Raw genomic sequence first — 24087 nt, forward strand, 5'->3', positions numbered from 1 at the left:
ATAGCGACGCTATTCCGCGCCCGGCACTGAGCCCGGCCGGCGGCGCGCAAGCGCCGACCGACGGCGCGGATTTACTCCGCGCCGGCTCCGCTACCCAAAAAATACCGGCGTCATCCCGGCCTTGTGCCGGGCCCACTCTGCCGCAAGCGTGGAGCTTGAGCCTCTAATCCTCGCCAACCTGAACGGCGGATGCCGGGTGAGGCTTAGAGGCAGAACGGCGCGTCACACCGCCGTGGCAATTGCATTGTATACTGTATCCAATTCCGCGTCGGATATGCAGTAGGGCGGCATCACATAAACCGTGTTGCCAAGCGGCCGGAGCAGCACGTCCAACTCACGGAAATGCTTGAGCAATCTTGGGCCGATCGTCGCCAGATAGCCGCCGTCGGACACCGGCACGTCCATCGCCGCGATCGTCCCGATCCGCCGCTTTCCTGTCACTCCCTCGATCCCATCAAGCCGCGCCTGTTGCCGCGCGCCGAGATCGGCGATCCGCTCGAGCACCGGTTCGTCGCGCCAGATCTCCAGATTGGCGACCGCGGCCGCGCAGGCGATCGGGTTGGCGGTGTAGCTCGACGAGTGGAAGAACATCTTGGCGCGATCGTCGGACAGATGCGCATCGAAGATCGGCTGCGTCGCCATCGTCACCGCAAGCGGCATGGCGCCGCCCGTCAGCCCTTTCGACAGGCACAGAATGTCGGGCACGACCCCGGCCTGTTCGCAGGCCAGCAACGTCCCGGTGCGGCCCCAGGCGGTCATCACTTCATCGGCGATGAACAGCACGTCGTGCCGCGCGCAGATCGCGCGCATCTCGGCCAATAGCTGCGCCGGATAGGTCAGCATGCCGCCGGCGCCGAGGATCAGCGGCTCGACGATGAACGCCGCGGGCCGCTCGCGGCATGCCGCTTCCAGCGCGTCGAGCGTCGCTTGTTCGTGCGCGGCCGCCGGAAAAGGAATGGTGCCGACATCGAATAGCAACGGCGCGTAGGCCCGATTGAACACGCCGCGCGCGCCGACCGACATCGCTCCGATCGTGTCGCCGTGATAGCTGTGCTCCATCACCAGGATGCGGTGGCGAGACTCGCCGCGATTGGTCCAGAACCCCAAGGCCATCTTGAGCGCGACCTCGACGCTGGTCGACCCGCTGTCCGAATAGAAGACGTGGGTGAGGGCGGGCGGCATGATCGCGGTCAGCCCGCGCGCGAGCGTCTCGGCGGGCTCGTGCGTCCAGCCGGCATAGATGATCTGGTCGAGCTTTTGCGTCTGCGTGGCGATCGCCGCCATGATGCGCGGATGGCAATGGCCGTGCGTGGTCACCCACCAGGACGAGATCGCGTCGATCACGCGCCGGCCATCGGCGGTGTGGAGCACTGCGCCCTCGGCGTGCGTCACCAGCGGGATCGGTTCGCCGAGCCCGTGCTGGGTAAAGGGATGCCAGACCGGGGAAGCGCTCATCGAAAATCGGCCAGATCGAAATTGGCGGCGAAGGCAGCGGCAAGCGTCGCGGGTTCGAGGGGCGACACGATCGGCAGGCGGCCGAGGCGCTTGACCTTGCCCATCGCCGCGATCGTCGCCTCGCTATCCTCCACCGCATCGCCGACAAAGGCGATGCCGCGGATATCGACGCCGCGCGCGCGCAGCGCTTCGATCGCGGCTAGGCTGTGGCTGATCGTGCCGAGCGACGTCGCCGCGACGAGCACGACCGGCAACCCCCAGCGCGCCATTACGTCCGCGAAGGTCGTCTGCCGCGTGAAGGGCACCAGCACGCCGCCGGCGCCTTCGACTACCAGCGATCTGTCGCATTGCGGTGGTTCGAGCGCCTCGACATCGATCGTCACGCCGTCGATCTCCGCTGCGCGGTGCGGCGAGCAGGGGGTGGTCAGGCGATAGGCCTCGGATAGCAGGCGATCGGCGGGCAGCCCCGACAATCGTCCGACCCGCTCCAGGTCGCTGCCGTCGTCGAGCCCGGCCTGGACCGGCTTCCAGTAACAACCGTCGAGCGCGGCGGTCAGCGCGGCGGCGAACACGGTCTTGCCGATATCGGTGCCCGTGGCGGTGATGACGATTGCAGTCACAATTCCTCTTTCAGCGCATCGGCGAGCGCATCGATCGTCGCGGCGTCGATATTGAGCGTGATCGACAGCCGCAGGCGTGCGGTGCCGACGGGAACGGTCGGCGGGCGGATGCCGCGAACGTCGAACCCCTGTGCCTGCAGGCGCGCGGCAATCTCCATCGTCCGTGCGTCATCGCCGATAATCACCGGCATGATCGGCGATCCGCTGGCCAGCGCGCCGAGCGGGACGAGGCGATCATGGGCGTGGCGCACCAGACTATCGAGCCTGGCGATCCGCTCCTGCTCGCGCGCGAGCAAAGCGAGGCTGCCGCGCACCGCCGCTGCCATCAATGGGGAGGGCGCGGTCGAAAAGATGAAACCACGCGCTCGATTGATCAGGATGTCGCACACCGCGCGCGAGGCGCAGACCAGCGCGCCTTCTGCGCCCAGCGCCTTGCCGCAGGTCCGCAAGGTGATGAGGTTGTCCCGACCTTCCCATTCGGCCGCCAACCCGCGCCCGGCCAGCCCGAACACACCGGTTGCATGCGCCTCATCTACGATCAGTACGGCGTCCTCACGATCGGCGATCGCCATCAGATCGGCGAGTGGGGCGCGGTCGCCGTCCATCGAATAGAGGCTCTCGACCGCGATCCACGGCCGGCCCAGGCCGCCCTCGCGGCGCCATCGAGCGATCGCATCGGCGACGGCATCGGCGTCATTGTGCCTGGCCGAGACGCGCGCGGCGCGGCCGAGCCGCATACCGTCATGCGCGCTGGCGTGGATCAACTCGTCATATATGACTAAGTCGTCGGCGCCGGGCAGTGCTGCGAACAACCCGCCATTGGCGGCGAAGCCGGTGCTGAAATACAGCGTCGCCTCGCTGCCGAACCACCGCGCCGCCTCTGCCTCGAGCGCTTCATGCTCGTCATGATTGCCGCGCAAGAGGCGCGATCCGCCCGCGCCGATCGGCACGCCGCGCGCCAGCGCATCGGCGACGATCGCCCGCATTTCGGGCGAGCCGGCAAGCGCGAGATAATCGTTCGAGGCGAAGTCGCGGCCGGTCCGCGCCGCCAGCGCGCGCCGGCGGTGGCGGCCGGTCAGTGCGTAGAGATCGTCTTGGAGCTTTGCCTGGAACGCCGCGCCGGGCGGAACGGGGTCGGATCGACTCAAGCCGGCGCTTCCCACAATTCGATCGGGTTGCCCTCCGGATCGTGGATGCGCGCGAACTGGCCGGTTTCGGGCGAGTTCCATTCGGGCTTGATGATCACGTCGATCCCGCTGGCGTTCAATTGCTCGAGCAGGCCATCGAGGTCGCGCACGCGCAGGTTGAGCATGTACTGGCGGTCGCTCGGCCAATAATCGGTGTCCGCCTTGAACGGCGAGAAGATCAACGGCCCGCCCTGGATCGTCCAGCTCCACTCGTCGCCCGGACCGGTATCTTCGGCCGCGCAGCCGGCACCGATGCCGAGATTCTCGCGATACCATGCGTTGAGCGCGTCGGGATCCTTCGCGCGGAAGAATATTCCGCCAATTCCGAGTACCGGCATTGCATTCTCCTCTGTCAGGCCGCCTGCGCGGCCATTTCACCCATTGCGGCATCGACCAGCCGGCGTTCGAGCGCCTTGACCCGTGCCGGCGCCTCGATCTTGTCGCCGGTCAGGTCAGTCACGTAGAAAGTGTCGACGGCGCGTTCGCCATAGGTCGCGACATGCGCCGAGTGGATCGTCACTTTCGACTGGAACAGCGCCTGGGCAAGCTGATGCAGCAGGGCCGGGCGATCGCGCGCATTGACCTCGATCACCGTGAAGCGGTTCGACGCATGGTTGTCGACGAAGGCCGCGGGATTGATGTCGAATGCCTCTGCGCGCGGCCGCGGCGGCGGTTTCGCCTTGAGCCGGTCGCTCAGCTTGTTGCGATTGGCCAGCGCATCCTCGATCGCGCGCCGCAACCGGGCCAGCTGCGCGGTGTCGTCGAATGGCCGGCCGAGCGGATCCTGGACCAGGAAATTGTCGATCGCCATGCCGTCGCGCGTCGTATGGATCCGCGCGTCGATGATATTGCCGCCCGCCACGCTGATCGCGCCGGCGATGCGATAGAATAGGCCGGGATGGTCGGCGGCATAGATCGTGACCAACGTCGCGCCGCGATCGGTATCGACCTGGCTGGCGATCGACAGCGGCTGGTCGCCTGCCTCGGCCATCAGCTTCAGATTGGCGATCAGCGCGTGGTCTGGTTCAGCCACCCAATAGGATTCGGGCAGGCGCTTGACGATCGACGCGAAGGTCCGGTCATCCCAGCCGAGCGCGGCGGCGACTGCTTGCTGCTTGGCGGCGACACGCTCGCTGCGTCCCTTCTGCTTGTGGCCGAGCCGCAGCACTTCCTCCGCCGCGTCGTAGAGATCGGTGAGAAGCTGGCGTTTCCAGCCATTCCACACGCCGGGGCCGACGGCGCGGATATCGACCACGGTCAAGGTCAAGAGCAAGCGCAGCCGCTCCGGACTTTGCACCACCTCGCAGAAATCGAGGATCGTCTTGAAGTCCGACAGGTCGCGCTTGAACGCAGTCGCGGACATTAGCAGGTGATAGCGGACCAGCCAGGCCACTGTCTCGGTCTCGGCCGCGGTCATCCCGAAGCGCGGGCAGAGCCGCTGCGCGACTTCCGCGCCGAGCACCGAATGGTCGCCGCCACGCCCCTTGGCGATATCGTGCAGCAAGACCGCGACATACAGCACGCGCCGCGAGGCGATCTGTTTCATGATCGCATGGCTGAGCGGATGATCGTCGCTGAGCTCGCCGCGCTCGATCCGGCTCAACAGTCCGATCGCGTGGATGGTGTGCTCGTCGACGGTGTAGTGATGATACATGTCGAACTGCATCTGCGCGACGACGCGGCCGAAATCGGGAACGAAGCGGCCGAACACGCCGGCCTCGTTCATCCAGCGCAGGGTGACTTCGGGGTTGTTGCGACTGGTCAGGACTTCGAGGAACAGAGCGTTGGCCTCGGGATCGCGGCGGATGTCGTCGACCAGCTTCGCGTCTCGCGCGGCGGCGCGCATCGCAAGGGGATGGATCTCCAGACCATGGCGGTCGGCGAGCACGAAGATTTCGATCAGTCGGCTTGGTTTCTGGACGAAGAAATCGTCGCTGGGCAGCGCGAGCCGGCCGCGATCGAGCACGAAGCCGTGGAGTTTGCTCGGCCGGCGCCGCAGCACTGGCAGGCCGAAGCGCCGGCCGCGCGCGGCGAATTTGTCGTCGAGATGCGCCAGGAAGACCCCAGTCAGGTCGCCTACCGCTTTCGCCTGGAGGAAATAGTAATGCATGAAGCGCTCGACCTTGGACTTGCCGGGTCGGTCGGCGAAGCGCATCCGCTCGGCGATCTCGCGCTGCATGTCGAAGGTCAGGCGGTCTTCCGCGCGTCGCGATAGCGAATGGAGGTGGCAGCGCACTGCCCAAAGGAAATTGTCGGCGCGGTGGAACTGCGCATATTCGGCACGGGTGAACAGCCCCACATCGACCAGTTGCGACGCAGTCTGGACGTTATAGGCATATTTGCCGATCCAGAAGAGCGCGTGGAGGTCACGCAGCCCGCCTTTGCCTTCCTTGACATTGGGTTCGACGACATAGCGCGTGTCCCCCATGCGTTTGTGGCGCAAGTCGCGCTCGGCGAGTTTTTCGGTGATGAACACGCGCGCGGTGTCCGACTGGACTTCCGCCTTGAAGCGCCGCGCCGCCTCATCGTAGAGGTCCTGATCACCCCAGACGTAGCGCGCCTCGAGCAAAGCGGTGCGGACCGTGACGTCGCCCTTTGCCTGACGCACCATGTCGTCGAGGCTGCGGGTCGACTGACCGACCTTCAGCCCCAGGTCCCACAAGGCGTAGAGCATCGATTCGACGACCTGTTCGTGCCAGGGCGTTTCCTTCCATGGCGTCAGGAAGCCGATATCGACGTCGGAATGCGGGGCCATCTCGCCGCGGCCATAGCCACCGACCGCGATCAGCGTCAGACGTTCGGCGGCGGTGGGATTGCTCAGCCGATAGAGCCGCTCGACGGTGAAATCGTAGAGGAGGCGCAGGATCTGGTCGATCAAGAACGCTTGGCTCGCGGCGATTTCCAGGCCCCGCGACGGATGTTCGATCAACCGGCGCTCGATCTCGGCGCGGCCCGATTGCAGCGCCTGTTTGAGCAAAGCGGTTGCCGCCTGGCGGAGCTTGGTACGGTCGTCCCCCTCCAAAGCCTTGAGCGCATCGGCCAATAAGCGGCGGTCGATGATCGCGCGGCGGTGGGGCAGGCTGTCGAAGCGTGCGGGCATGACCCGCCGATAGTCGCGAACGCGGGCGGCGTCACGCGCGGTTTAATTGCTCGGAATGCGTTTCAGCGAAGCCGAAACCTCTAGCGGCCGTGCTGGAGTCCCTCGGCTGTCCAGCCAAGATCGAAGCGCGCGCGATTGGCAAAGAATGCGGCAACCTCGCCATGCAGGCAATCGGTGACCCATTGCAGCGGCAAGCCTACCGCGCGGGCGTAATTGCGGGCGAAACCAAGCGCATAGACCGGGGCGGAGAAGCCGTCGAAGCGCGCCTGCTCGATCGCTTCGAGATGCCGAACGGGCATCCTCGTCTCGCTGGCGACTTCGGCCAGCGACAATCCCAATTGCTCGCGCGCCGACCGCAAGGCGCGGCCGACCGCGTCCGCGGCCAACGGCGGCATGTCACGGTCAAGTTCTTCTCCGAACAGATTCATTTTAGGTCCCCCGACTCAACGAAGGATCGCACCATTGTGTCGCCGTCGCAACGATCTTGGCGGTCAGGGACGCCTCGCCGCTTGCCAGATGTCCGAATTTAGGTCGCTCAGATGGTTTGCGGCGCGGTAATCTTATTGTAATGGCTTGGCGGGGCGTCTCTTTTGGCGCGGGGTGGGAATGATGAACGTTGGGCCGCCGGTAACCCCGGAGCGGACACAGTCGCGGCTAGCGTCGCGCCTGCTGGTGGAAACGCAACTGACCAGCCTGGTCAAGGCGATCGCTATCGTGCGCAAGCTTGCCGGCGGGTCGTTCGTGTTCGACCGCGGCATCTTCTTCCTGGCGATATTGCGCGCGAGCGGCGAGGTGCTTGCCGATTGGCCCAACGCGCCACGTAGCCAAACCGATAATGGCGGGATCAGCATCAACGCGCTGTCGCAGTCGTTGCACCGCCCCTTCGAAACGGTTCGCCGCCACGTCAACGCGCTGATCGCCGCCGGATTGTGCGTGCGCACGAACAGCGGCGTGGTGATCCCGATTTCGCTGCGCGACGATCCCGACGTCGCGGCATTGCTGGTCCATCTGCACGATTCGCTGGTCTGGTTGGCCGATGAATTCCACGCCGTCGACTTGCCGCTGCCGCGTGCCGCGACAGCCGAGCACCCTTATCGCGCCGATATTACGCTCGCGGCCTCGATCGATCTGGCGCTGGGGGCGTTCGACAATGTCGGGATGTTCGTGGCGGACTGGCTGGAACTCGCCATCGTCGGGGCGGTGCTGGTCGCGAGCGTGCGGAGGATCACGCTCGATAGCGAACTGGCGCGCCAATATTCGGAAACCGAGACCGTAGTCCCCATCGAGCTGCGCGATCCGGTGTCCGCCGCGGCGATCGCGCGCGCAATGACGATCCCTTATTCGACCGTGCGGCGCCAGATTCTCGCAACGACGGCGGCTGGCAAGCTGATCGAGCGTGGGCGCGGGGTATTGTTATCCGACGATCTGCTGGCCGGACCCGGCGCCGCGATCATGGGAGCGACGGCGACAATGCGGACCGCGGCCCTGTTCGGAAGACTGGTCCCCGGCGGCTTCCCCTTCAATGATCCAAAACAGGCGTATGTCGCGGGGCGGCCGCCGCTGGTCGACTTCAGCTAAGGCACGCAGGAATCAAGTGATCGGCAACGAGGAGATGGCGATCCGCGCCAGCTCGGCGGCGAGAGTCAAAGCGACCCATTTTTCGGGCAGTTTCACGACTCGGGCATAGGCGCGCGCTGCCGCGATCGTCTTGCTGACGCCAGGCATGCGGCCGAAGTCCGAATCCTCTATCGCACTAACGGTCTGCAGGTCAGTGCCGGCCCGGCGCGCCACATCATCCAGCGACAAGCCCATCCTCAACCGGCCGCGCCATAAGGCCTCGCCGATCTGGCTTGGTGCGGGAATGGCCCTTCCCTCCATTTCCGCACGCTCATGATTTGGTGCCGGACCGCGGTCGTCGCGGTCCATCGAATCCCCTCCTGTCCCCGCGGAGGTTTCTGCCACGGTTATAGAGTGGCCGCAACGGTCCTAATTGGTGGAGCGGAAATTATTTGAGCCGATCCAACACTGGGAAGCCGAAAAATGCGTCTAGGCATCACTCGCGAGCCGCTTCAGGCGGTATAGCACGTCGAGCGCCTCGCGCGGGCTCAGCGCGTCGACGTCGAGGCCATCGAGTTCGGCGCGGACGGCGTCGCATTCCTCTTCCTCCGCTTCGATGGCCGCCGCGAACAGCGGCAGGTCGTCGAGCCCGGCGGCTAGCCCTCCGGTCTTGGCCCGGCCCGCCTCAAGCTTGGCCAGAACCGCCTTGGCGCGCGCGATCGTCGCCGGCGGCAACCCGGCGAGGCGTGCGACCGCGAGGCCATAGGAACGGTCGGCAGGCCCCTCGGAGACTTCGTGGAGCAGGACGAGATCGCCTTTCCATTCGCGCGCGCGGACATGATGGAGGCTCAGCGCGTCACAGCGTTCGGCAAGCCGGGTCAGCTCGTGATAATGCGTCGCGAACAGGCAGCGGCAGCGATTGTCCTCATGGATCGCTTCGACCACTGCCCAGGCGATGGCGAGACCGTCATAGGTCGACGTGCCCCGCCCGACTTCGTCGAGGATGACGAAGCTGCGCGGCGTGGCCTGCGCCAGGATCGCCGCGGTCTCGACCATTTCGACCATGAAGGTCGACCGCCCACGCGCGAGATTGTCCGACGCGCCGACGCGGCTGAAGAGCTTGTCGACCAGTCCGAGTTCGGCGCGCGCCGCGGGCACGTAGCTGCCCGCTTGGGCAAGAACGGCGATCAGGGCGTTCTGGCGCAGGAAGGTCGACTTGCCGCCCATATTGGGACCAGTGACGAGCCACAGCCGCGAGGTTTCGGACAGCATGCAATCGTTGGCGACGAAGCGCTCGCCGCTCTTCTGGACGGCGGCCTCGACGACCGGATGGCGCCCGCCTTCGACCTCGAAACAGGCGTGATCGACCAGGCTGGGCCGCGCCCAGCCGTCCTCGGCGGCGCGCTCGGCAAGGCCGGCGGCGACGTCGAGCCGCGCCAGCGCATCGGCGGTCGCGGCGATCGCCTCGCGGCCGGCGAGCGCGGTCTGGGTCAGTTCCTCCAGATGCGCGGCCTCGGCTGCCAGCGCATGGCTGCCGGCCTGGGTGACCTTCATCGCCAGTTCGTGAAGCTCGGGCGCGTTGAAGCGGACGACGCCGGCCAGCGTCTGGCGATGAGTGAATCCGCTGTCGGGCGCCATCAGCGGATCGGCGGCCTTGGCCGGGACCTCGACATGATAGCCGAGCACGCCGTTATGACGGATCTTGAGCGCGCTGGTGCCCGTACGGTTGCGATATTCGGCTTCGAGCGCGGCGATCGCGCGGCGGCCGCCGGCGCCCACATCGCGCAGATCGTCGAGTTCGGCGTCATAGCCTTCGGCGATATAGCCGCCATCGGACGCGTCGATCGGCGGAGCGGGGACGAGCGCGCGCTTGAGCAGGTCGATCAGCGACCCGTGGCCGCGAAGCCGAGGCACGATATCCTGAAGCAATTGCGGCGGCGCATCGAGCGCGTCGATCCGCTCGCCGAGCAACCAGGCGCCATCCAGACCATCACGCAACTGCCCGAGATCGCGGGGGCCGCCGCGGCCGGCGACCAGCCGCCCTAGCGCGCGGCCTATGTCGGGCAGGCTGCGCAACGTCGCGCGCAGGCTTTCGCGTAAGGCGCCGTCGTCGTGCAGCCGCTGGACGAGATCGAGCCGTGCTTCGATCGCCGCCCGATCCATCAGCGGCGCGCCGATATCGGCGGCGAGCAGTCGGGCGCCCGCTCCCGTCACCGTGCGGTCGACCGCATCGAGCAGGCTGCCCTTGCGCTGGCCGGTCTGGGTCTGGGTGAGTTCCAGGCTGTCGCGCGTCGCGGCGTCGATCGCCATCGCTTCGCCGGCGTTGCCGATCCGGGGCGGGCGCAGAAATGGCAGCGAGCCTTTCGCCGTATGGTCGAGATAGGCGACGAGCCCGCCAGCCGCGGCCATGGCGGCGCGGCTCAACTGGCCGAAACCGTCGAGCGTCGCGACGCCATAGACCCGCTTCAGTCTCGCTTCCGCAGCTGTGGAGTCGAACTCGCTACGCGGACGCAGCACGGTGGCAAGATGCTCGAATGCGCTGCCTTCGCCCGCCAGCACTTCGGCTGCGTTCAGACGTGCAAGTTCGGCGGACAGTCCAGCGGCATCGGTCTCGGTCAGTTCGAACCGCCCGGTGGAAACATCGGCGGCAGCGACGGCGACGCCGCCCGCGGCCTCGCCGATCGCGACGCACCAATTGGCACTGCGGGAATCGAGCAAGGCCTCCTCGGTCAGGGTGCCGGCGGTCACCACGCGGATGATCGCCCGCGCGACCAGGGCCTTGGAGCCGCCACGCTTCTTGGCCTCGGCCGGCGTTTCGGTCTGGTCGGCGATGGCGACGCGGTGACCGGCCTTGATCAGCCGCTGCAGATAGCCGACCGCGGCATGCGCCGGTACGCCGCACATCGGGATCTTCTCGCCATCATGCTCGCCGCGCGCAGTCAGCGCGATGTCGAGCACCGCGCTGGCGATCTTCGCGTCCTCGAAGAACAATTCGAAGAAATCGCCCATCCGGTAGAAGAGCAGGCAATCTCCAGCCTCCGCCTTCAGGGCGAGATACTGGGCCATCATCGGGGTCGGTGCGGCGTCAGCCATTGGCGTCGGTTAGCCCAGCGAGCGAATGGCGCAAATCCCGCTTTCGCCCTTTGCTGTGGGTAAAGTGTGCGGATTTCCGCCCGGTCAACGACGCATCCTTGCCGGCAAAAGTACATCAAGGGCCTGCAAGCCGGTTTCCTTCTCCCCAACGCGGACCTAAAGACCGCGCAACAGAGAGGACCAGGATGGCCGACGAAACTTCCGTGCAATTTTCCGATCGCGAAGCATTGCTGTTCCATTCGGAGGGGCGGCCCGGCAAGATCGAAATCATCGCGTCGAAACCGCTGACGACGCAGCGCGACTTGGCGCTGGCCTATTCGCCCGGCGTCGCCATTCCCGTACAAGCGATCGCCGACGATCCGGCCACGGCCTATGATTATACCGCCAAGGGCAATCTGGTCGCGGTCGTCTCGAACGGCACCGCCATCCTGGGCATGGGCAATCTCGGTGCCCTGGCATCCAAGCCGGTGATGGAAGGCAAGGCAGTCCTCTTCAAGCGTTTCGCCGACGTCGATGCGATCGATATCGAACTCAAGACGGAGGAAGTGGACCGCATCATCGACGCGGTCGAGTTGATGGAGCCGAGCTTCGGCGGCATAAACCTCGAAGACATCAAGGCGCCCGAATGTTTCATCATCGAGCAGACGCTGCGCGAGCGGATGAATATCCCGGTCTTCCATGACGACCAGCACGGCACCGCGATCATCACCGCGGCAGGCCTGATCAATGCCTGCCTGCTGACCGGCCGGCACCTTTCGGACATCAAGGTCGCGGTCAACGGCGCGGGCGCGGCGGCGATCGCCTGCACCGAGCTGATCAAGGCGATGGGCGTGCGGTCCGACAACGTCATCATGTGCGACCGCTCGGGCGTGATCTACAAGGGCCGCGACAAGGTCAATCAGTGGCAGTCGGCGCATGCCGTCGACACCGAGAAGCGGACCCTCCAGGATGCGTTGCACGGAGCCGACGTTTTCCTCGGCCTGTCGGCGGCCGGCGCGGTCACGCCCGACATGGTACGCGACATGGCCAAGGCGCCGATCATCTTCGCGATGGCCAATCCCGAGCCAGAAATCCGTCCCGAGCTGGCCAAGGAAGCGCGCCCCGACGCAATCATCGCGACGGGACGATCGGACTATCCCAACCAGGTCAACAACGTGATCGGCTTTCCGTTCATCTTCCGCGGCGCGCTTGACGTACGCGCGACCGGGATCAACGAGGAAATGAAGATCGCCGCCGCGCACGCGATCGCCGAGCTGGCGCGCGAGGCGGTGCCGGAGGAAGTCGCCGTCGCTTACGGCGTGCGCCATACGTTCGGCCCCGAATATATCATTCCCGCGCCGTTCGATCCGCGGCTGATGGAGCTGGTGCCCGCCGCGGTGGCCAAGGCGGCGATGGATTCGGGCGTTGCGACCAAGCCGATCCTCGACATGGCGGCCTATCGCCAGCAGCTGCGCGGCCGGCTCAATCCGACTACCGGCGTGCTCGCCCAAGCCTATGAAGGCGCGCGCGCCCAGCCCAAGCGCGTGTTGTTCGCCGAAGGCGAGGAGGAAGTCGTGCTGCGTGCGGCGGTGGCGTTCCGCGAAGGCGGGTACGGCACACCGGTGCTGGTCGGACGCGACGACGTCCATGACCGGCTGCGCGCGCTCGGCGTCAAGGAGGTCGAGAGCTACGAGGTCCATAACAGCCGCACATCGGCCCTGGTGCCGCGGATGGTCGACTTCCTCTATCAACGGCTGCAGCGCCGCGGCTATCTGCGTCGCGATTGCGAGCGGATGATCAACCAGGACCGCAACATCTTCGGCGCGGTTCTGCTCCAGCTCGGCGAGGCCGATGCGATGATCACCGGGGTCACGCGAACCTATGCCCAGACGATGCGCGAAGTGCGCAAGGTGATCGACGTCGAGGCTGGACGAACAGCGTTCGGCATCCACGTCATGGTCGGCCAGACTCATACCGTGTTCATGGCCGATACCACGATCAATGAACGTCCCACGCCTGATGAACTAGCCGACATCGCCGAACAGACCGCCGCGGTCGCGCGCCGCATGGGCCATGAACCGCGCGTCGCCTTCCTGAGCTATTCGACCTTCGGCAATCCCGAAGGCCGCTGGCTCGAGAATCTGCGTGCCGCGGTGGGCGTGCTCGATCAGCGCCAGGTGAGCTTCGAATATGAAGGCGAAATGGCGCCCGACGTCGCGCTGAACCCGCGCCAATTGGCCAATTATCCATTCGCCCGGCTGTCCGGGCCGGCAAACGTGCTGATCATGCCGGGGCTGCAATCGGCCAATATCTCGGCCAAATTGCTGCGTGAACTCGGTGGCGACGCGGTGATTGGACCGATGCTGGTCGGGCTGGAAAAGCCGGTCCAGATCGCACCGATGACCTCGACCGCGAGCGAGCTGGTGACGCTGGCGGTGCTCGCCGCGGGTGGGGTCGCGCGCTGATCTGATCCCCGGGATCGAGCATCTCTTGCTGCTACGTTTGTAGCATGCTACAAACGTAGCAGGAGGTCGGGATGATCGATTCGCTGCCGCGCCGCGAGCGCGAGATTTTCGAGATAGTGTGCGGCCTGGGGGAGGGCACGGCTTCCGCCATCCGCGGCGCGATGACCGACCCGCCCAGCGATTCGGCGGTGCGCGCGTTGCTTGCGCGGCTGGTGGCGAAAGGGCTGATCGCGCACCGTACCGAGAACCAAGCCTATATCTATGCGCCTGTGCCGCAGACCGATGCAGTCGCGGCCAGCGCATTGCAGCGTCTGGTGCAGACCTTCTTCCACGGCTCCGCCGCGAGTGCAGCGACGGCGTTGCTGGGAATGGAGCCCAAACTCGCGTCCGACGAGATCGATGCGCTTCAGCGCATGATCGACCAAGCCCGGCGGGACGCGAAATGATACTGGGCTTGCTGATCGATCTTGGCTGCAAATCGGCACTGGTCGCCGGCGTGGCCCTGCTCCTCAGCGCCGCGATGCGCAGCCGCCCGGCGGCGGAACGCGCCGCCTTGCTGCAGGCGGCGCTGGTTGCTTCGCTCGCGCTGTTCCTTCTCGCGCCATTACTGCCGCCGCTCGACCTCGCCGTGCTGCCGGCTGCCGAGAGCGTAGCGGACGTGGTCGGGACGAGCGATATGCCGGTGGCTGCGGCCCAAGTATCGCATGTGACTGCAGCAGCGCTCGACGAGGCGGACCTGGTGGCGATGCTGTATGGAGCCGGAGTCGTACTGCTCTTTGCTCGTTTTCTGGCGGGGCTGTGGACGTTGCTGCGCTGGACGCGCGCCGCTCGGCCGGCGATCGATCCGCGGTGGCAGCGTGTGATGGACCAGGAAGCTGTCAGTCTCCCCCGAGCCGTGCGTCTGCTGGTTTCGCCTTATGCCGCGACGCCGCTCAGCTGGGGAATCGCCCCCGCCTGGATCCTGATCGGTCCAGCGACCCATGATCGACCGGAACAGGCGGAGGCCGTCATCGCGCACGAACTGGCGCATATTCGCCGGTTCGATTGGATAGGGCTGGTTATCGCCCGCCTGGCCACCGCCGTGTTCTGGTTCAATCCCTTGGTGTGGCTGCTCGCGCGTCAATGGATGCGCGAGGCCGAGCTGGCCGCGGACGCCGACGCACTGCGCCGGGTCGACCGCTACGATTATGCCGAGGCGTTGCTCGCGGTCGCCGGCGGACGCATGGCGCATGCCGAAGCCAATGGCATGGCGTTCGCCCGAACCGCGTTGGCGCGCCGGATCGGCATGGTGCTCGATGGCGGTGGGCGGCGGCGCATGGGGCCGCTGGTACCGGCGCTGCTGCTTGCGGCGGCATTGGGCACCGCGGTGCCGTTGGCTGCTGCCAGGATCGTGCGCGCCGCCGCTGCACCGAAGACATTATTGCCGCTCGCTCCGCAAGCGCCGACGCCGCCCGTTCCGCCTTCCTTGGCGGCAGCAACGCACTCGCCATGGCCGAACGCGATGCGGAGCGCCGGCGGCGCCGCGGGCCGGATGCTGAAGCGGCTGGGCAGCGGGATCAAGGGCGGGTCGGCGGTGCCGGTGGCATCGCCAGGCGCTGGCGGTCCGGACGACCAACGGACTGCGGCCCGGGATGCGCCGGCAACGATCGACGGATCGACGCAGGACGCATTAGCCGCTGAGGTGAAACGCGAGAAAGAGGAAGGCGCCGCGGCCGCCAAACAGGGCCGGGAGGAACAGCGCCATGGCCTTGGCGAAGGTATGCGCGGCACCGCCGTCGGATTTCGCGCGCGGGCCGAAGAGCTTGAGCGCGTCGCCAATCTGCCTGGGCAATCCAGCGCTGTGCGAGAGAGCAATCTGGCGATCGCAAAGGGGTTCCGCGCCAGCGCTGACGATCTCGACAACAAGGCCGACAAGCTGACCGGCGGCTAACCGCCGCGATCCACCGACTTCATCCGGGCAAGCGCGATTCGCGCCACGGGACCGGCTTGCCCAACTCAGGAGATATTCATGCGGGTCACCATCTGTGCTGTCGCCATCCTGCTGGGAGCGTGCGCCGAGCATTCGGCACTGGCGAGCGAGCCTCGCTTGAGGATCAGGGTCGCGGACATTTCGACCGACACACCATCGGGGCGGGCCGAATTGCGGCGGCGTGTCGTCGATGCGACACGGCGATTTTGCGCCGATTATGGTGCCGAGATCACGCCACATGAGTCGCGGGAGGACCCGCGATATTGCCCCGACATGGCACGATCCTTGGCGATGAGCGGAATGACGCGCGATCTGCGGCGCGCCTATGACTTGGCGCGGCACGAGGCGAAGGTCGTCGGCAGCGCTCCGTGATTTCGGGTCGCCGCGTGGCGATCCGTTGCAGTGCGGCCGGCCTTCACGAAGCTGGACATCACGCTAAGCTGGCATACATCTAACCTATGGCAGGTAGCGTATATGGCTGACGCTTTGGGTGGCTCATTGCCGCTATACCTCCTTATCGGCATGGTGATCGCGCTGATGCTGCTTGCCCGGCGATTTCGGGTGGTTGGGCGGCTATTGTCGACGACGGCGCTGGTCGTCTCGCTGGGTCTGATCGTGATGCTGGTCGGCGAGCGCGGGCGGTTCGACCCGATGTTCGCGCGGGTCGCCAAGATCCTGCATCTCGAGGACGGGCAGCAGGTCGTCGGCAAGGAAATGCGCGTGCCGATGGCGGATGACGGCCATTTCTGGGTGAAGGTGCGGTTCGGCAATGTCGAGCGCAGGATGCTGGTCGACAGCGGCGCGACGGTCACCGCTCTGTCCACGGAAACCGCCGAAGCGGCTGGTCTGCGGCCGAGCCCCAGCCCGTTTCCGATGATCATCCAGACGGCCAACGGATCGGTCCGCGCCGAGACCGCGACCGTGCCCGAATTGCGTATCGGCAACATCGTCGCACGCGATCTGCCGGTCGTCAGCTCGCCGGCGTTCGGCGACATGGACGTGATCGGGATGAATTTCCTGTCGCGGCTGAAGAGCTGGCGGGTCGAGGGCAGGACGTTGATATTGACGCCGAACCATCCGCAGGAAACCAAGGACGACCGCGTCTAACGCCGATGCGCGTCAAGTTTCGTAACATGTGAGGGGTAAGGGCAGTCACTCTTTCTGCCCTCACCCTTCCGCCGCTCTTCGAGCGGCTCCCTCCCTCTCCCAACGGGAGAGGGAAATACGCATCAAGCGTCGATCGACGTGCCCAAGGCCGCGTTGACCAGGCCGCCGTCGACCACCAGCGTATCGCCGACGACATAGTCCGATGCGCGGCTGGCGAGGAAGATCGCGGCGCCGGCCATGTCCTCGTCGGTGCCGATACGGCGCATCGGGATGTTCTTCGCCACCTCGTCGCCGTGGTCGCGCGCGGCGCGGTTCATTTCGCTGGCGAAGGCGCCGGGCGCCAGGCTGGTGACGATGATCGCATCCTTGATCAGCCGCGCGGCCATCCGCTTGGTGAGGTAGATCAGCGCCGCCTTGGAGGCATGATAGCTGTACGTTTCCCACGGATTGAGCCGCAGGCCGTCGATCGAGGTGATGTTGATGACCTTGCTTGGCCGGTCGTAGCTCGCCTGCGCCTTAAGCAGGCCGTGCAGCGCCTGGGTCAGGAAGAAGGGCGACTTCACGTTCAGGTCCATCACCTTGTCCCAGCCGCTTTCCGGAAACTCCTCGAACGGCACGCCCCAGGCGGCGCCGGCATTGTTGACCAGAATGTCGAGATGATCCTCGTGCTCGGCCATTTTCGCCGCGAGCGCCTTGCAGCCCTCTACCGTCGACACGTCCATCGGAATCGGAATGCAATTGGGACCGAGCTCGGCGGCGGTCTCCTCGCACGCCGGCGCTTTGCGCGACGAGATGTACACCTTGGCGCCCTGGGCGATATATCCCGCTGCGATCATCTTGCCGATGCCACGGCTGCCGCCGGTGATCAGCGCGACGCGCCCTTCGAGGCTGAAGAATTTGCTGGTGTCCATATGTTGTCTCCCGTTTCGTCGTCGCCCCGGCGAAGGCCGGGGCCGCTATGTTGTGATGCGGCCAACGACCCCGGCCTCCGCCGGGGCGACGGCTCGCTTCTTTTCGATCACCCCCCGCGCTTCAAGGTCTCGCGCGCGATGATGAGTTGCTGGATCTGGCTGGTGCCTTCGTAGATGCGGAACAGGCGAACGTCGCGATACAGCCGCTCGATACCGTAATCGGCGATATAGCCGGCGCCGCCATAGATCTGGACCGCGCGGTCGGCGACCCGGCCGACCATCTCGCTGGCGAAATATTTCGCCGCGGCCGATTCCATGACGACGTCCTTGCCGGCGTCCTTGGCGGCAGCGGTTTCGAGGACGAGCGCGCGGGCGGCGAGCGCCTCGGTCTTGGAATCGGCGATCATCGCCTGGATCAATTGGTGCTCGGCGATCGGTTTGCCGAATTGCTTGCGCTCGCTCGCATAAGCCACGCAATCGGCGATCAGCCGCTCGGCGACGCCGACGCAAACCGCGGAAATATGCAGCCGCCCGCGATCGAGCACGCGCATTGCGATCTTGAAGCCTTCGCCCTCGGCACCGAGCCGGTTCTCGGCCGGCACGATCACGTCGTCGAAGATCACGTCGGCGACCTTGGCGCCCTTTTGTCCCATCTTCTTCTCGGGTTCGCCGATCGACACGCCGGCCAGATCGCGCGGCACCAGGAAAGCGGAGACGCCGCGTCCGCCGGGCTCGTCGCCCGTCCGTGCCATCACGGTGAACAGATCCGCCTTGTCGGCATTGGTGATGAAGCGCTTGGTGCCCGACAGGCGATAGGCTTGTCCGTCCCACATGGCCTTGGTCTTTACCGCGCCCGAATCGGAGCCGACATCGGGCTCGGTCAGCGCGAAGCTGGTGATAACCTCGCCGCTGGCGATCCTGGGCAGCCATTCGGCTTTCTGCTCGGGACTGCCGGCCATCACCAGCCCCTGGCTGCCGATCCCGACATTGGTGCCGAAGCTCGAGCGGAAGGCAGGCGTGGTGCGGCCGAGCTCGATCGCGACCTTGGCCTCCTCGATCATGGTCAGGCCAAGACCGCCATATTCCTCGGCGATCGACAGGCCGAACAGGCCCATCTCCTTCATCTCAGCAGTCACGGCGTCGGGGATCGCGTCATTGGCTTCGACATCGGCTTCCAACGGACGCAGCCGCTCGGCCACGAAGCGGCGGACGGTGTCGATCAGAGCGTCGAAGGTTTCGGCGTCGAGCGCCATGGCTTTCTCTCCCCTAGTCCAATTCGTCATGCCGGGCTTGTCCCGGCATCCAACGTGCAACAACGGCTGGATTCCGCTGTGGAGGGTTGGACCCCGGCACAGGGCCGGGGTGACGGTTGGTAGATTGGCCAAGCGCCTGCGGCAATATCAAACAAACCCGAAATTCGAAAAGTTGGATTGACCGGCTTCAAGCCCCCTCTATGGTGCGCCAAAAATACATGCAGGAGAATGGAATGCGGTTTCAGGGCAAACGCGCCGTGGTTACTGGCGGCGCCTCCGGTATTGGGCGTGCGACGGCGTTGCGCCTGGTCGAGGAAGGCGCGGATGTGTTGATCGGTGACGTCGATGTCGCGGGCGGCCAGGAACTTGCCGAAACATCGAACGGCCGCATCCGCTTCCAGAAAACCGACGTGACCCAGGCCGCCGATATCGAAGCGCTGATGGCGGCCGCCGATGCCGCGGGCGGCCTGGACGTGGTGTTCAACAATGCCGGCGCGGCCGGGTCGCGCGACAAGATCGACGAGATTTCGCCCGACGATTGGGATCGCACCATGAGCCTGTTGCTGCGATCGGTGGCGATGGGCATCCGCTATGCCGCGCCGCTGATGGCGAAGCGGGGCGGAGGAGCGATCGTCAACACGTCGAGCGTGTCCGCTTTGGGCAGCGGCTACGCGCCGACCGCTTATTCGACCGCCAAGGCAGGCGTGCTGCATTTGACCAAGGTGGCGGCGGCCGACCTCGCCAAGCACAATATCCGCGTCAATGCAGTCGTGCCGGGGTTCATCACCACCAACATCTTCACCTCGGCGCTCGGGCTCGAAGGCGCGGTGCGCGATCAGGTCAATGGCGTGATCGCGCAAACCGCCGCGCACGCCCAGCCGGTGCAGCGCGCCGGACGGCCCGAGGACATTGCGGCGGCAGTCGCGTATCTGGCGAGCGATGACGCCAGCTTCGTCACCGGCACGCACATCCTGGTCGATGGCGGCATGCTGATCGGCACGCGCGCGAGCTGGGACGACAGCGTACCCGGCCTGTTCTCGTCGCTGGAGGCGGCGGCCTCGTGAGCAAATTGGCAGCGCCGGCGCCGCGGCGGCTTTCGACCTGGACCACTGCGAGTTACGGCTTCGGATCGGTCGCCTATGGGGTCAAGGACGCCGGGTTCGGGACGTTCCTGCTGATCTTCTACAATCAGGTGGTCGGGCTTGACGCCTCTACGGTCGGGTTGGTCATCTTCGTCGCGCTGGTCTGCGACGCATTCGTCGATCCGCTGATCGGCGTCTTGTCGGATCGCACGCGCGGGCGCTGGGGCCGGCGCCATCCATGGATGTATTCGGCGGCGCTCCCGATCGCGATCGGATGGCTTTTGTTGTGGAACCCGCCGCACATGAGCAGCGGCGCCACGCTGGCCTGGCTGTTCGCGACCGCTGTGGTCGTGCGCAGCGCGGTCAGTTGCTATGAAGTGCCGTCGCAGGCGCTGACACCCGAGCTGACGTCGGATTACGACGAGCGCACGCGGATTACTTCATATCGCTACCTGTTCGGCTGGGCGGGCGGGCTCGCGATCCTGCTGCTCGCTTACGGCGTGTTTCTGACGCCGAGCGCTGATTATCCGAACGGCCTGCTCAACCGGGTCGGTTATGGTCACCTGGCGATCGCCAGTACCGTGATCATGGTGGTTGCCATCCTGGCATCGGCGCTGGGCACGCATCACGAGATTGCCCGGCTGCCCAAGACGGTGGTGCGCAGCCAGACGCTCGGCGAGCATTTCCGCGAGCTGTGGGAGACGGTCAAGAATCGCGGCTTCCTGATCCTGATGCTGGCGGGCGTCTGCGCTTATACCAACCAGGGGATCAGCTACGCGCTGTCCAACTACACCTACAACTATGTCTGGCAGTTCAAGTCGTGGACGCTGCAGCTGTTGCCGTTCGCGCTGATGCTGGGCGCGGCGCTTGCCTTTGTCATTGCACCCGCCGTCGGCAGACGGACGAGCAAGCCGCGCGCCGCGATGGCATTCGTGCTGGCGGCCACCGTGTTCCACACCATGCCTTATTGGCTGCGCTTCGCCGGTCTCGTTCCTGCTCCGGGATCGAGCGCGCTGGTGTTCATGCTGTTGCCGATCTTCGTCATTGCGACGGCCCTCAGCGTATCGTCGTTCATCCTGGGCGCCTCGATGATGGCCGACGTCGTCGAGGATTCGGAAGCGCGGACCGGCCGGCGGTCGGAAGGCGTGTATTTCGCCGGTTCGTTCTTCGTCCAGAAATGCACCTCGGGCCTGGGCATCATGATCGTCGGCCAGTTGCTCGACCTCGTCTCGTTCCCCAAGGGCGCGAAGCCGGGCATGGTGCCGATCGCGGTGATCGACCATCTGACGCTCGCCTTCATCCTGATCTACGGTTCGCTGGCGATCGTCGCGGCTGTCCTGTTCGCGAAATTCCCATTCGGTCGCACCGAACACGAAGCGCGGTTGGAGCGGATGATCGCGGCAGCGGAAGCCGAAGGGGCGCCGCACGCGCCCTGATCACGGTGGTGACACCGGTAGCGATTCGCGCGGGATTCGGCCACAAAATCTAGGTGTGGGGGGCGGCAATCGGGTCCGCTCAGCACCTCATTTGGGCGTTCACCGGCGACGAAACACCGTTCGTCGTGAAAGGTTCCATTCATCGCCCCGACAGGGTTCCCATGTCGGTTTTGTCCACCTAACCAACCATCAATAGTTCAACGGACCTTTTGGGGGGTCGCATGAAATTTGGTGGTTTGGCAGCGCGATTCGCGCTGGTGGCGCTCTGCGCCCTGGCGACGACGGTGCCGGCTCAGGCTCGGTTCTGGCAGTGCGCTCCCTATGCGCGCGAGATCTCGGGCATCCAGATTTTCGGCAACGCCAACACCTGGTGGTCGCAGGCCGCCGGCAAGTATGAGCGGGGCAATACCCCCAAGGTCGGATCGGTGCTCGCCTTCGCTTCCACCGGCCATATGCGCCTTGGTCACGTCGCGATGGTATCGGCAATCGTCAGCGATCGCGAAGTCCTGTTGACCCATGCCAATTGGTCGCGTCACGGCGGCGTCGAATACAATGTCCGCGCGATCGACGTGTCGGCCAACGGCGACTGGAGCGAGGTCAAGGTCTGGTACGGCCCGAATGGCGATCTCGGCACCTCGATCTACCCGACCAAGGGCTTCATTTACGCCAATAGCGCGCCGAAGATGGACAATGGCGACAGCGACCAGATCGATACGTCGCGCAGCCAGACGATCGCTACGATCGCTCCGGTTGGTGCTCGCGGGATCGTCGGCGTCCGCGACTAAGACGGACCTGTCCCTCAAATTATAGCGAGAGTGCTGCGTTTACGCTTCCCCGGCCTTCGCTGGGGAGGGTCGGTTCATTTTGGCCGAGGCATTTCCTCGGCCGATGTCCTACGCCTTGCCCGGTGTGAAATTCATCGCCGCGCCGTTCATGCAATAGCGCAGGCCGGTCGGTTTGGGCCCATCGTCGAACACATGCCCCAGATGGCCGCCGCAGCGGCGGCAATGGACTTCGGTCCGCGTCATTCCCAATGAGCTGTCGTTGCGCGTCTTCACGGCGTTGGGCAGCGGCGCCCAGAAGCTCGGCCAGCCGGTGCCGCTCTCGAATTTGGTCCTCGACGAATAAAGCGGCAGCGCGCATCCCTTGCACGAGAAGATGCCGGCGCGGTGCTCGTTGTTGAGCGGGCTGGTATAGGGCGTCTCCGTCGCCTCGTGCCGCAGCACCTGGTAGGAGAGCCCCGGCAGCCGCTTGCGCCATTCGGCGTCACTCAACTGGAACTCGAACTTTTCGGGGGGCGCGGCAGGCGCGGCGCGGCAGCCACCGACCAGCATCGTCGCGGCACCTGTGCCGGCCAGGGTCAGGAAATGGCGGCGGTCGAACGTCATCATATGGGCTCCATCGGTCGGACCTATACAGGTACGGACGAGGAGCCCCACGGGTTTCAACCCGCCGCGATTCCCGCGCTCAATATTTGCTGATCTCGACCGGCAGCTTGCGATAGCCGTGGACGAAGCATGCCGCGACGCGTGTCGGCTCGCCGACGACGTTCACCCGCATCCTGCGCTTGGCCATTTCCTCCAGCAACACGCTGATCTGGAGCTCTGCAAGGCGCGCACCGACGCAGCGATGGATGCCGTGGCCGAAGGCGAGGTGGCGGCGCGCATTTGGCCGGTCGACGACGATATTGTCGGCGTCGTCGCCGAACACGGTCTCGTCGCGATTGGCCGAGATGTACCAGAGCGCGAGCTTGTCGCCTTCCCTGATTGTCTGTCCGCCCAGTTCGTAATCCTGCGTCGCGGTGCGGCGCATGTGCGCCAGCGGCGTTTGCCATCGGACGATTTCCTGGACCGCGTTCGGGATCAGTTCCGGATTGGCCTCCAGCTTGGCGCGCTGGTCGGGGAACAGGTCGAGACCATAGGCGGCCGCCGACATCGAGTTGCGCGTCGTGTCGTTGCCGCCGACGATCAGCAGGATCAGATTGCCGAGGAATTCGTACTGATCCATCTCCGCCATCGCGTCGGAATGGATCATCATGCTGATCAGGTCGGGAGTAGGCTCCTTGCCGACCTTCTGGTTCCACAGATTCTGGAAATAGGCGCCGCACTCGAACATGTGCGTCAGTCGCTCGGCGCGCAGCTCCGGCGTCTTGACCAGCTCGATATCGCCGGCCCAGTCGGACCAGAAGGTCAGCTTGCGGCGATCTTCCCATGGAAAGTCGAACAGGATGGCAAGCATCTGGGTGGTCAGTTCGATCGACACCTTGTCGACCCAATCGAATTGTTCGCCCCAGGGCAATGTATCGAGAAGCTCGGACGTGCGGCGGACGATGTCCGTCTTCATCCGCACCATCTCGCTCGGCGTGAAGGCCGGAGCGACGGTACGGCGCTGGCCGGTATGCTTGGGCCGATCCATCGCGATGAACATCGGCATCTTGACGTCGCTCTCGGGCAGGAAATCGGCGAGGGTGATCCCGCCGACTTCGGACGAGAAGATTTCCGGCAGCGATTCCGCCTCGACGATCGGCTTGTAGGTGGAGATCGACCAATAGGGGCCGAAGTCCGAATGCTCGACCTTGTGGACCGGCGATTCGGCACGCAGCTTCTTGAACGGCGCCTGCCAGACGTCGTCGCGATACAGTTCGGCGCGGCTGACATCGAGCGGATCGACCGGGCCGTCATATTTGTAGGTCGGCCCGTTCGCCATCATCTCGGTCAATTCGGCCTGAGTCGCCATGCCCACTCTCCTATATGTGGGGCAAGACAAACCTATACTTACACAGATGTCAATAGTGAAGCGGCTAGTCTGTTCGAAAACGCGCTGAGGGCGCGTTTTGCGGCACCAGCCCGCTCCCCCACCCTACCTCCCAATCA

The 24087-nt window shown here is 65.5% G+C and carries 21 protein-coding genes; 9 read left to right on the plus strand and 12 right to left on the minus strand.

The genetic code is table 11. From position 1 onward, the window contains the following. Positions 1-222 precede the first annotated feature (222 nt). The 6 genes from Q0L25_RS16350 to Q0L25_RS16375 all read right to left on the minus strand — a co-directional run bounded on the left by Q0L25_RS16350 (position 223) and on the right by Q0L25_RS16375 (position 6790). Positions 223-1455, minus strand: a complete 1233-nt coding sequence (locus Q0L25_RS16350; protein WP_296616126.1) for an adenosylmethionine--8-amino-7-oxononanoate transaminase — start codon at positions 1453-1455, stop codon at positions 223-225. Continuing rightward, positions 1452-2075 carry a dethiobiotin synthase gene (gene bioD, locus Q0L25_RS16355; protein WP_296616128.1) on the minus strand — a complete coding sequence of 208 codons (624 nt, stop codon included), beginning with the start codon at positions 2073-2075 and terminating at the stop codon, positions 1452-1454. Before bioD ends, Q0L25_RS16350 begins: the two co-directional genes overlap by 4 nt. Continuing rightward, positions 2072-3223, minus strand: a complete 1152-nt coding sequence (locus Q0L25_RS16360; protein WP_296616130.1) for an 8-amino-7-oxononanoate synthase — start codon at positions 3221-3223, stop codon at positions 2072-2074. The genes bioD and Q0L25_RS16360 overlap by 4 nt, the downstream gene beginning before the upstream one ends. Continuing rightward, the gene (locus Q0L25_RS16365; RefSeq protein WP_296616132.1) at positions 3220-3600 is read right to left on the minus strand and encodes a VOC family protein; all 381 of its coding nucleotides are present in this window, start codon (positions 3598-3600) and stop codon (positions 3220-3222) included. Before Q0L25_RS16365 ends, Q0L25_RS16360 begins: the two co-directional genes overlap by 4 nt. Before the next feature lie 14 nt (positions 3601-3614). After that, positions 3615-6362, minus strand: coding sequence for a [protein-PII] uridylyltransferase (locus tag Q0L25_RS16370; RefSeq protein WP_296616133.1), 2748 nt, complete (start codon positions 6360-6362; stop codon positions 3615-3617). Positions 6363-6442: 80 nt separating this feature from the next. Beyond that, the gene (locus tag Q0L25_RS16375; RefSeq protein WP_296616135.1) at positions 6443-6790 is read right to left on the minus strand and encodes a helix-turn-helix transcriptional regulator; all 348 of its coding nucleotides are present in this window, start codon (positions 6788-6790) and stop codon (positions 6443-6445) included. Positions 6791-6971: 181 nt separating this feature from the next. Here Q0L25_RS16375 and Q0L25_RS16380 point away from each other — a divergent pair, with 181 nt between their 5' ends. Continuing rightward, positions 6972-7940 (plus strand): hypothetical protein, encoded by a 969-nt coding sequence (locus Q0L25_RS16380; protein ID WP_296616137.1) that lies wholly within the window; start codon positions 6972-6974, stop codon positions 7938-7940. A gap of 12 nt (positions 7941-7952) precedes the next feature. Here the strand turns inward: Q0L25_RS16380 and Q0L25_RS16385 are convergent, their stop codons facing one another. Together Q0L25_RS16385 and mutS are read right to left on the minus strand one after the other, a co-directional pair. Then, positions 7953-8288 (minus strand): helix-turn-helix domain-containing protein, encoded by a 336-nt coding sequence (locus tag Q0L25_RS16385; protein ID WP_296616139.1) that lies wholly within the window; start codon positions 8286-8288, stop codon positions 7953-7955. 120 nt (positions 8289-8408) lie between these two features. After that, positions 8409-10988 (minus strand): DNA mismatch repair protein MutS, encoded by a 2580-nt coding sequence (gene mutS, locus Q0L25_RS16390; protein WP_296617780.1) that lies wholly within the window; start codon positions 10986-10988, stop codon positions 8409-8411. Positions 10989-11197: 209 nt separating this feature from the next. Between mutS and Q0L25_RS16395 the strand changes: the two genes are divergently transcribed. The 5 genes from Q0L25_RS16395 (at position 11198) to Q0L25_RS16415 (ending at position 16532) form a co-directional block, all read left to right on the plus strand. Continuing rightward, positions 11198-13456: an NADP-dependent malic enzyme gene (locus Q0L25_RS16395; protein WP_296616141.1), complete on the plus strand. Its 2259-nt coding sequence runs from the start codon at positions 11198-11200 to the stop codon at positions 13454-13456. 71 nt (positions 13457-13527) lie between these two features. Beyond that, positions 13528-13902, plus strand: coding sequence for a BlaI/MecI/CopY family transcriptional regulator (locus tag Q0L25_RS16400; RefSeq protein WP_296616143.1), 375 nt, complete (start codon positions 13528-13530; stop codon positions 13900-13902). Beyond that, on the plus strand, positions 13899-15386 hold the full coding sequence (locus tag Q0L25_RS16405) for a M56 family metallopeptidase (protein WP_296616145.1): 1488 nt from the start codon (positions 13899-13901) through the stop codon (positions 15384-15386). The genes Q0L25_RS16400 and Q0L25_RS16405 overlap by 4 nt, the downstream gene beginning before the upstream one ends. A gap of 78 nt (positions 15387-15464) precedes the next feature. Further along, a complete protein-coding gene (locus Q0L25_RS16410; RefSeq protein ID WP_296616146.1) occupies positions 15465-15797 on the plus strand; it encodes a UrcA family protein in 333 nt (110 codons plus the stop codon). Positions 15798-15899: 102 nt separating this feature from the next. Then, positions 15900-16532, plus strand: coding sequence for a TIGR02281 family clan AA aspartic protease (locus tag Q0L25_RS16415; RefSeq protein ID WP_296616149.1), 633 nt, complete (start codon positions 15900-15902; stop codon positions 16530-16532). Between the two features lie 122 nt (positions 16533-16654). On the opposite strand, the gene Q0L25_RS16420 is transcribed toward Q0L25_RS16415, so the two are convergent. Continuing rightward, a complete protein-coding gene (locus Q0L25_RS16420) occupies positions 16655-17443 on the minus strand; it encodes an SDR family oxidoreductase (RefSeq protein ID WP_296616150.1) in 789 nt (262 codons plus the stop codon). Between the two features lie 107 nt (positions 17444-17550). Then, positions 17551-18696 carry an acyl-CoA dehydrogenase family protein gene (locus Q0L25_RS16425; RefSeq protein WP_296617782.1) on the minus strand — a complete coding sequence of 382 codons (1146 nt, stop codon included), beginning with the start codon at positions 18694-18696 and terminating at the stop codon, positions 17551-17553. Positions 18697-18929: 233 nt separating this feature from the next. Between Q0L25_RS16425 and Q0L25_RS16430 the strand changes: the two genes are divergently transcribed. From Q0L25_RS16430 to Q0L25_RS16440, 3 genes are all read left to right on the plus strand, one after another. Next, entirely contained in the window at positions 18930-19760 is an 831-nt protein-coding gene (locus Q0L25_RS16430) for an SDR family NAD(P)-dependent oxidoreductase (protein WP_296616152.1), read from the plus strand. Beyond that, the gene (locus tag Q0L25_RS16435; RefSeq protein WP_296616154.1) at positions 19757-21214 is read left to right on the plus strand and encodes an MFS transporter; all 1458 of its coding nucleotides are present in this window, start codon (positions 19757-19759) and stop codon (positions 21212-21214) included. Before Q0L25_RS16430 ends, Q0L25_RS16435 begins: the two co-directional genes overlap by 4 nt. A gap of 221 nt (positions 21215-21435) precedes the next feature. After that, on the plus strand, positions 21436-21999 hold the full coding sequence (locus Q0L25_RS16440; protein WP_296616155.1) for a CHAP domain-containing protein: 564 nt from the start codon (positions 21436-21438) through the stop codon (positions 21997-21999). Between the two features lie 108 nt (positions 22000-22107). Here Q0L25_RS16440 and msrB read toward each other — a convergent pair whose 3' ends face one another. Next, positions 22108-22602: a peptide-methionine (R)-S-oxide reductase MsrB gene (msrB, locus tag Q0L25_RS16445; RefSeq protein WP_296617783.1), complete on the minus strand. Its 495-nt coding sequence runs from the start codon at positions 22600-22602 to the stop codon at positions 22108-22110. Between the two features lie 79 nt (positions 22603-22681). Beyond that, entirely contained in the window at positions 22682-23920 is a 1239-nt protein-coding gene (locus Q0L25_RS16450) for a cytochrome P450 (RefSeq protein ID WP_296617785.1), read from the minus strand. Between the last annotated feature and the right edge of the window lie 167 nt (positions 23921-24087).

Origin of the sequence: Sphingomonas sp. (assembly GCF_024508665.1) — a bacterium.
GTDB lineage: Bacteria > Pseudomonadota > Alphaproteobacteria > Sphingomonadales > Sphingomonadaceae > Sphingomonas.